The 7,870-nt window shown below is 38.4% G+C and carries 8 protein-coding genes and 1 tRNA gene; 8 read left to right on the top strand and 1 reads right to left on the bottom strand.

The window, feature by feature from the left end:
- On the bottom strand, positions 1–337 hold a 337-nt coding region (locus AB1397_07965; GenBank protein ID MEW6482906.1), incomplete at its 3' end, for an FAD-dependent oxidoreductase.
- Between the two features lie 84 nt (positions 338–421).
- On the opposite strand from AB1397_07965, the gene AB1397_07960 reads away from it, so the two are divergent.
- From AB1397_07960 to AB1397_07925, 8 genes are all read left to right on the top strand, one after another.
- Positions 422–1,489 (top strand): PilT/PilU family type 4a pilus ATPase, encoded by a 1,068-nt coding sequence (locus tag AB1397_07960; protein ID MEW6482905.1) that lies wholly within the window; start codon positions 422–424, stop codon positions 1,487–1,489.
- Between the two features lie 74 nt (positions 1,490–1,563).
- Complete coding sequence (gene rplU / locus AB1397_07955; protein ID MEW6482904.1) at positions 1,564–1,902, top strand: 50S ribosomal protein L21; 339 nt, start codon at positions 1,564–1,566, stop codon at positions 1,900–1,902.
- Positions 1,864–1,937, top strand: a tRNA-Ile gene (locus AB1397_07950). The genes rplU and AB1397_07950 overlap by 39 nt, the downstream gene beginning before the upstream one ends.
- Positions 1,938–2,106: 169 nt before the next feature.
- Entirely contained in the window at positions 2,107–3,540 is a 1,434-nt protein-coding gene (sepS, locus tag AB1397_07945; protein MEW6482903.1) for an O-phosphoserine--tRNA ligase, read from the top strand.
- Positions 3,537–4,685, top strand: coding sequence for a threonine synthase (thrC, locus tag AB1397_07940; GenBank protein MEW6482902.1), 1,149 nt, complete (start codon positions 3,537–3,539; stop codon positions 4,683–4,685). Before sepS ends, thrC begins: the two co-directional genes overlap by 4 nt.
- Positions 4,682–6,028 carry an argininosuccinate lyase gene (gene argH / locus AB1397_07935; GenBank protein MEW6482901.1) on the top strand — a complete coding sequence of 449 codons (1,347 nt, stop codon included), beginning with the start codon at positions 4,682–4,684 and terminating at the stop codon, positions 6,026–6,028. Before thrC ends, argH begins: the two co-directional genes overlap by 4 nt.
- A gap of 401 nt (positions 6,029–6,429) precedes the next feature.
- Positions 6,430–6,762 carry a DUF1565 domain-containing protein gene (locus AB1397_07930; protein MEW6482900.1) on the top strand — a complete coding sequence of 111 codons (333 nt, stop codon included), beginning with the start codon at positions 6,430–6,432 and terminating at the stop codon, positions 6,760–6,762.
- On the top strand, positions 6,737–7,870 hold a 1,134-nt coding region (locus AB1397_07925), incomplete at its 3' end, for a hypothetical protein (protein MEW6482899.1). The genes AB1397_07930 and AB1397_07925, both read left to right, overlap by 26 nt.

Raw genomic sequence — 7,870 nt, 5'->3', positions numbered from 1 at the left:
TTAGCCTTTTAAGAGATGCACCCGTTGCAATAATTATGCTCTGGGCTGTGTAAAATTTGTCATCACAATGAACCTCAAATAGACCATCTTTTTCTATAATTCCTTTGCAATCAGAAGGAATAATAGAGACACCAAATGATTTCACTTGCTCCTTAAGGTTATTTATAAAATCAAACCCTGAGATTTTTGGAACTCCTGGGATATTTTCTAGCTTTTCTGTAAGGGTTGCAAGGGAGGGGTTTTTTCCTTCTATAATCAAGCAGGAAATGCCCAGCCTTTTTCCATAAAGCCCTGCTGATAATCCTGCTGGACCAGAACCAATGATGATAAGCTCCATTTTGAAATATTATATACTTAACAAGAATTTGGTTTCAAGCACAAAAACTTGACTTATGCTACAGAAATAAATTATATTTTTGCTATGATTACAATGAGTATTGACCAGATGCTTGAAAAAATGGTAGAAACAAATGCATCCGACCTATACATTAAAACAGGTTCTCCTCCAATGTATAAGATAGAAGGAGCCACCCTTCCGGCAAAGATGGAAAAATTAACCCCTGAGGATACAGAGCGGCTTGCTTATTCCATTATGACCGATGAGCAAAAGAAGGAATTTGAAAGGGAGAAAGAGCTTAACTGTGCTTATCACCTTCCTGGGGTAAGGTTTAGGGTAAATGTCTATAGACAAAGGGAATCGGTTGCTATTGTCTTTCGCCAGATAAAGCTTCAGATTGCAACCTTAGAAGACCTTAATCTACCCTCTATTTTTAAGGAGATTGCCTTAACACCAAGGGGTCTTGTTTTGGTTACCGGAGCAACCGGCTCTGGAAAATCAACCACCCTAGCCGCACTAATTGACTACAGGAATGAGAATAGGACAGGACATATTATCACCATTGAAGACCCCATAGAGTTTGTCCATATGGATAAAAAAGGGGTGGTAAGCCAGAGGGAGGTTGGCATAGATACACATTCCTTTTCATCTGCCTTAAAGAATGCATTGCGTCAGGCACCCGAGGTCATTCTTATCGGCGAGATGAGGGATCTTGAAACTGTATCTTCATCCCTTTACTATGCAGAGACAGGCCACCTTGTTTTATCAACCCTGCATTCAACCAATGCCAATCAGACAATGGAAAGGATAATAAATTTCTTTCCTGATGAGATGCATCCTCAGATATTCCTTGCCTTATCATTGAATCTTAAGGCGGTAATCTCCCAGAGGCTTATCCCTGGGATTGATAAAAAAAGGGTTGCCGCAATTGAGATTATGCTTTGCACCCCAAGGATAAAGGAGCTTATCAGAAGGGGTCAGATAGGAGGTGAGCTTAAGTCAGCCATTGAGGGAGGAAGGAATGAGGGTTGTCAATCCTTTGACCAGGCAATATATGACCTTTATAATCAAGGAAAGATAACCCAGGAGGATGCCCTTCGCTATTCTGACAGTCCAAATGATATGAGGCTTAAGATGAAGGGGCTGGTATAAGGAAATGCGGAATGCGGATTGCGGAATGCGGAATAAAAAAGGTAAAGATTTTATAAAAATATAGGGAGGAAAAGATGTATGCGGTTTTTGAGATAGGAAAAAAACAATATGTGGCAAAGGAGGGAGAGGTTATAGATATTGACCTTTTGGATAAGCCAAAGGAGAGTGAGATTGAATTTTCCCATCTTCTAATGGTAAGGGATGAGAATAATCTTATCCTTGATAATCTTTCTTCTTTTAAAGTAAAAGCAAGGGTTTTGGGAGAGAAAAAGGCAAAAAAGATTACTATAATGAAGCATATCCCAAGAAAGGGTTATCACAAAAAACAAGGCCATAGGCAAAAATACACCTCAATTCTTATAGAAAAGATAGAAGGGCCCTTAGCTCAGTTGGTTAGAGCATCTGACTCATAATCAGAGGGTCGCAGGTTCGAGTCCTGCAGGGCCCATTAAGGGGAAAAGGACTCGAAGCCCGAACGAAGTGAGGGCCGACCCAAAGAATTTTGTTAGGGCGAAAAACGAGCAAGTGCGAGTTTTTCCCCTTAGAAAATTCTTGGGGAGAGTCCTAGAGGGCCCAATTTGAAATTGTAAATTTTAAAAAAGTTTAAAAACCTTAAAATGCGAGGAAAAGAGCATCCTGTTAATAGCCTATGTGCTAAATTAAGGGAGATATTTCTTAATCTTTCCTTTGATGAGGTAATCAATCCGGTAATAGTTGATGAGAAGGATGTCTTTCTTCAATATGGAAAAGAGGCACCTTTAATCCTCGATAGGGTATTTTATATTGCAGGACTAGATAGACCAGAGCTTGGTATTTCAAAGGAAAAAGAAGGCAGGGTAAGGCAAATAATCCCCGATTTTTCAAAATGGGATGAGATTAAGGGATTTCTTCGTGAATACAAAGAGGGAAATATTGAAGGGGATGATTTTATTGAGGAATTGGTAAAAAGGCTTGATATAACAAAAAAAGATGGAATAAGGCTGGTGGAGGAGGTATTTTTTGAGCTTAAAAATTTATACCCTATTTCCTACAAAAAGACATTAAGGTCTCATATGACATCAGCCTGGTATCCAACATTAAGCCATCTTATAAAAACAAAGCCCCTTCCCATTAAACTATTCTCACAAGGTTTAAGGTTTAGAAGGGAGCAAAGACAGGACGAAAGCCATTTGTTTGAAAGCACATCATCATCCTGTGTGGTTATTGAAAAAGGCTTTGATTTAGAGAAAGGAAAGAGGCTTTGTGCACAAATTCTTGAGGAAATAGGTTTTAAAAATATTGAATTTAAAACAAAGGCGGTAACATCTAATTATTATGAGGAAAGGACAGATACAGAGGTTTTTGCTGAAGGAATTGAGGTTGCAAACCTTGGGTTTTATTCAAAGGAATCCCTGGCAAACTATGGAATAGAATACCCTATTTTTAACCTTGGCTTTGGGGTTGAGAGGCTGGCTGGGATATTGAACAATGAACAGGATTTAAGAAGGCTCCTTTTCTTTCAATTTTATAAACCTATCTTTACCGACAAAGAAATTGCAGAAAAATTAGGCTGCGAACAAAGCCCAAGCTATGGAGCACAAATTTCATCCATTATCTTTAAAAAGATACAGGAAGCAAAGGATAAATTAGGGCCAATTGAAATTTTGTGTTATAGCGGAAGGTTTTTGGGAAGGGATATAGAAATATCAGCCTATAATTGGGATTCGGAAAAACCTCTTGTTTCATATGCAGGCTTTAATGAAATCTGGGTCTATAATGGTGAAATCTTTGGACTTCCAAAGGAGGGTGTTTTAAAGGGAGTTGAGGAGGTTTATAAAAATGGGATAAACACAGGCCTTGTCTTTTTAAAGCTAATAACCGATGGCTTTGTGGCAAGAATGGAGAGGGAATTCAGGGAGGGAAAAACAGAGCTAGATGTGAAATTTAAAATTGCCGAGCATCCATCAGATATAAACCTTTCCATACCAAAAGAGATTATGGATTACATTACCTCAAATAACAAGAGGATAATCACAAAGGGGCCTTTGTTCTTTGGAATTAAAGCAGGATGAAGAGTCAGGAGTCAGAGGTCAGGAGTCAGGAGTCAGAGAACAAAATCTTAAATACTAAATTCCAATTTCCGACTCCAGACAGAAGACTCCAGACTCCAGACTATAAAGGGGTAATTGAAAGATACAGGGATTTTTTGCCTGTATCAGAGAAAACGCCTGTCATAACCCTTTTAGAGGGGAATACGCCCCTTATCTTCTCAGAAAGGCTATCTAAAACAACAGGTCTCTCTGTCTATCTTAAATATGAAGGCCTAAACCCAACCGGCTCATTTAAGGATAGGGGGATGACTGTGGCTATCTCAAAGGCAATTGAGGAGGGTGCAAAGGCGGTTATCTGTGCCTCAACCGGAAATACATCTGCCTCTGCTTCCGCTTACTCAGCAAAGGGAGGGATAAAATGTGTGGTTATAATTCCAGAGGGAAGGATTGCCCTTGGAAAGCTTGTCCAGGCTTTAATTCACGGAGCAAATGTTATTCCTGTTCAAGGAAACTTTGATGATGCATTAGAGTTGGTTAAAGAAATAAGCAAAAAATATCCAATTTGCCTGGTTAATTCAATAAACCCAAATAGGATAGAAGGCCAGAAAACAGCCAGCTTTGAGATATGCGATAGATTAGGAAAAGCACCCGATTACAACATTATCCCGGTGGGAAATGCAGGAAATATTACTGCCTATTGGAAGGGATATAAGGAATATAAATTTTGCGGAAAAATAAAAAGCCTTCCTGTGATGTGTGGATTTCAGGCAGAAGGTGCAGCACCTATTGTAGAGAATAGAATTATAAAAGAGCCAAAGACCATTGCCACAGCAATTAGAATAGGAAACCCTGCTTCCTGGAAACAAGCAAAAGAGGCGATAAGCGAATCACAAGGGATAATAGAGAAGGTATCTGATGATGAAATTCTTGATGCCTATAAGCTTATTGCAAAAGAGGGCATATTTGTAGAGCCAGCATCTGCGGCATCCATTGCAGGCTTGCTTAAGCTTTCAAAAATGGGCTACTTAAAGAAGGGGAAAATAGCTTGTTGCATATTGACAGGTCATGGATTAAAAGACCCGGAATTGGTGATGAAAACAGCAAATATATCCCAAAGCCTTCCTTGCAATCTTGATGTTATAGCCAAACACATTTTTAAACGATGAGGCTTTGGGAAAAAGGGCAGGAAATAGATAAGACAATAGAAGATTTTGTTGTCTCTGATGATTATTTATTAGACCAAAGGCTTGTTAAATGGGATTGTTTGGGCTCAATTGGCCACATAAAATCCTTACAGAAGATTGGAATCCTTAAAAAAGATGAGGAAGAAAAGATAAAAAAATGCGCTCTTGAAATCATTGAGCTTGATAATTGTGGAAAATTTATCATTGAAAGACCTGATGAGGATGTCCATACAAAGATAGAGAATTACCTTACCGAGAAATTAGGGGATTTAGGGAAAAAAATACATACAGGACGCTCAAGGAATGAGCAGGTAATTCTGGCTATAAGGCTTTATTCAAAGGATTTCTTGCTCCTTCAAAAGAAAAAGCATATTGAGCTTGCTTTATCCTTCTTAAATCTTGCAAAGGAAAATGAATTTATCCCAATGCCTGGAAGGACACATTTACAAAAGGCAATGCCATCATCGGTTTCCCTGTGGCTGGGTTCATTTTTAGAAAGCATATTGGATGGGATTTCCATTATCTCATCTAGCTATAAGATGAATGATCAATCTGTGCTGGGCGCAGGTAGTAGCTATGGAACATCCCTTCCTATAGACAGGGAATTTGTCAGGGAAATCCTTGGATTTGAAAGATTGCAGAAAAATGTTCTTTATGTCAACAATAGCAGGGGAAAGATAGAATCTTATATTTTATTCTCATTTCTTTGGACAATCCTTGACCTTTCTAAATTCTCTACTGATTTAATGCTCTTTTTGCTTCCTGAATTTGGCTATTTTAGCCTGGAAGATAAATTTTTGCTTGGCTCTTCCCTAATGCCACAGAAGAAAAACCCCTCTGTATTAGAGATGATCAGGGCAAGGTCAAATACATTTATCTCATATTTATTCCAGATATTATCCATTATAAACAGCCTTCCCTCAGGATATAACCAGGATTTTCAAGAGACAAAAAGGCCATTTTTCAAGGCTTGCGATTTGGCCTCTTCCATAATTGATGCGGCAATTACCATTATAAAAAACCTTAAGGTAAATAAAGCAGCCCTATTAAAGGGATTTAGCCCAGAGATATTTGCCACAGATTATGCAATAAAGATGGTTCAAGAAGAAAACCTCCCATTCAGGGATGCATATAGAAAAATAGGAGAAAATATAGGAAACCTTCCTCCCCTTGACCCCTATTCTTTAATAAAGGAAAGGAAGTCTATCGGAGGATGTGGCAATCTTTGCCTTGATGAGGCAAGAGAGGTGATTAAAGGTGCAAAGAAAGAGGTTGAAAATGAAGAAAATGCATTTAAAGAGAGGATTAGCTCTCTTATTTCGTAAGTGTTCAGACCTGAACGGTTACCTTGACCTTTATAGTTCTTTGCATAAATGGTCATAATATAGTCAGGCCACTAAATCTTCATAAAATGTATCTACTGCATTGGAACATTAAAAGTTGTATGTGTTTAGCTCCTTAATATGTGTTTAAGCTTCCTCATTAAAGAGCCAGAAACGCTTTGTTTATAAAAACGAATTGCTCGAATGATAGCGAATTAGGCGAATATTCGTGTGATTAGTTGTTATTCGTTTCATTCGTTATTAAAAAATCTCCATCAAAATTTAACATTTCTCTTTCATTTTACAATTTGCAATCTACAATTTGCAATTGTTTAGCTTTAGCTAAACACGTACTGAAATTATGTTTGCAGAACAAGCAATATTTCTGGAGAATACATCAGAAATTGTGGTCACTCATAATTATATCCATAATAATAAAGGTGATATTGGACCAGGTGATGCTCAAACGGGAAAAACCAGGAGTTGGGGTTTATCTTCACAATTCAAGCACAAATACTGTATCAAATAATACTATTTCAGATAATATAGGTGGAAAAGGTGGACATTATGCTGCGGGCTGGTGGTATGTCGCACCTGGTCGTGGAGGTATAGGCTGTGGAATATATCTTTGCAATAATTCAATAAATAATAATATATTTGGAAATACTATATTAAACAGTCAAGGTGGTGAAGGAGATCCGGGAGGTTGGCTTGTTCCACCTGCTGCCCCCTGGTAATGGATATGGTATCCACATTAGTTCAGATAGTTACAACAATACTATTTCACCAAATAACACATATAATGGTGAATCAATTCATTATTACTATGGAACCTTGGGGATTGTTGTTGAAAGTCAAACTTTAACCCTTGCTGGCTCTGGATCAACTAACTTAGGGAGGGTTGTCTTAATCAACTGCCAGAATTTTATTATAAGAAGTAACATTATTGCTGGAGGAATAGGTGAGAATGGATATTCAATCAGTGGTGGATATTCTGGTCAACTTGGTTGTCCAGGTGGTATAGGTTGTGGAATATATCTTTATAATTCAATAAATATTACAATCCAACAAAACACAATATTGAATAATCAAGGAGGTCAAGGAGGAGGAGTAACATGGGGACGTGGTCCTTGGGGTTCTCCTGGCAATGGCTGTGGAATATATTCTTGTTCATCTTCCAATCCAGTGATACATTACAACAACCTCTATAGCAACAAAAATGGCGATAATACCAAAGGCTATGGTGTCTATCACGATGGCTCTTCAGGGACAATCTCTGCTATTTACAATTGGTGGGGACATGAATCTGGGCCATATCATCCAACCACAAATGTTTCTGGACAAGGAGATAAAGTATCTGACGGGGTAGATTATAAACCCTGGATAGGTCAAAGAGAAATTATTGTTGTCCCATCTTCTGGTAATGTTGGCACACAAGTTATTATTGAAGGTTTTGGTTTTGCCACAGAAAGTGTAATCTCTATCTCCTTCGGCACACATTGGACAATTACAACCACAACTTCTAATGAATATGGCTCATTTTCCACCACCTTTATTGTAGACACCCAGCCCTCCTGTACAAAGATAATTACTGCAACAGATTCTTATGGAAACTTTGTCACCACAACCTTTAAGCTCATTGGTATCCCAACCATAAGCCTAAAGAAAGATGGACCAGATGAGGCATATACCCTATCCACCATAACCTATACCCTCACATACCAAAACACAGGACAAACAGAGCTTAATGATGGGGTTATTGAGGACATTCTGCCTGATGGCACAACCAAGAGCTTTCTCCTTCCCTGCCTAGCCCCTGGCTCATCTGGCTCAATAAATATTGAT

The organism is bacterium, assembly GCA_040756715.1.
In the GTDB taxonomy this organism is placed as follows: Bacteria; UBA9089; UBA9088; order UBA9088; family UBA9088; genus JBFLYE01.
This window is presented reverse-complemented; position numbering and strand designations above follow the sequence as displayed.

What these genes read in the sequence shown, in the direction of transcription:
- AB1397_07960 (MEW6482905.1), top strand. Translation starts at nt 422, where the DNA reads ATGATTACAATGAGTATTGACCAGATGCTTGAAAAAATGGTAGAAACA.
- rplU (MEW6482904.1), top strand. Translation starts at nt 1,564, where the DNA reads ATGTATGCGGTTTTTGAGATAGGAAAAAAACAATATGTGGCAAAGGAG.
- sepS (MEW6482903.1), top strand. Translation starts at nt 2,107, where the DNA reads ATGCGAGGAAAAGAGCATCCTGTTAATAGCCTATGTGCTAAATTAAGG.
- thrC (MEW6482902.1), top strand. Translation starts at nt 3,537, where the DNA reads ATGAAGAGTCAGGAGTCAGAGGTCAGGAGTCAGGAGTCAGAGAACAAA.
- argH (MEW6482901.1), top strand. Translation starts at nt 4,682, where the DNA reads ATGAGGCTTTGGGAAAAAGGGCAGGAAATAGATAAGACAATAGAAGAT.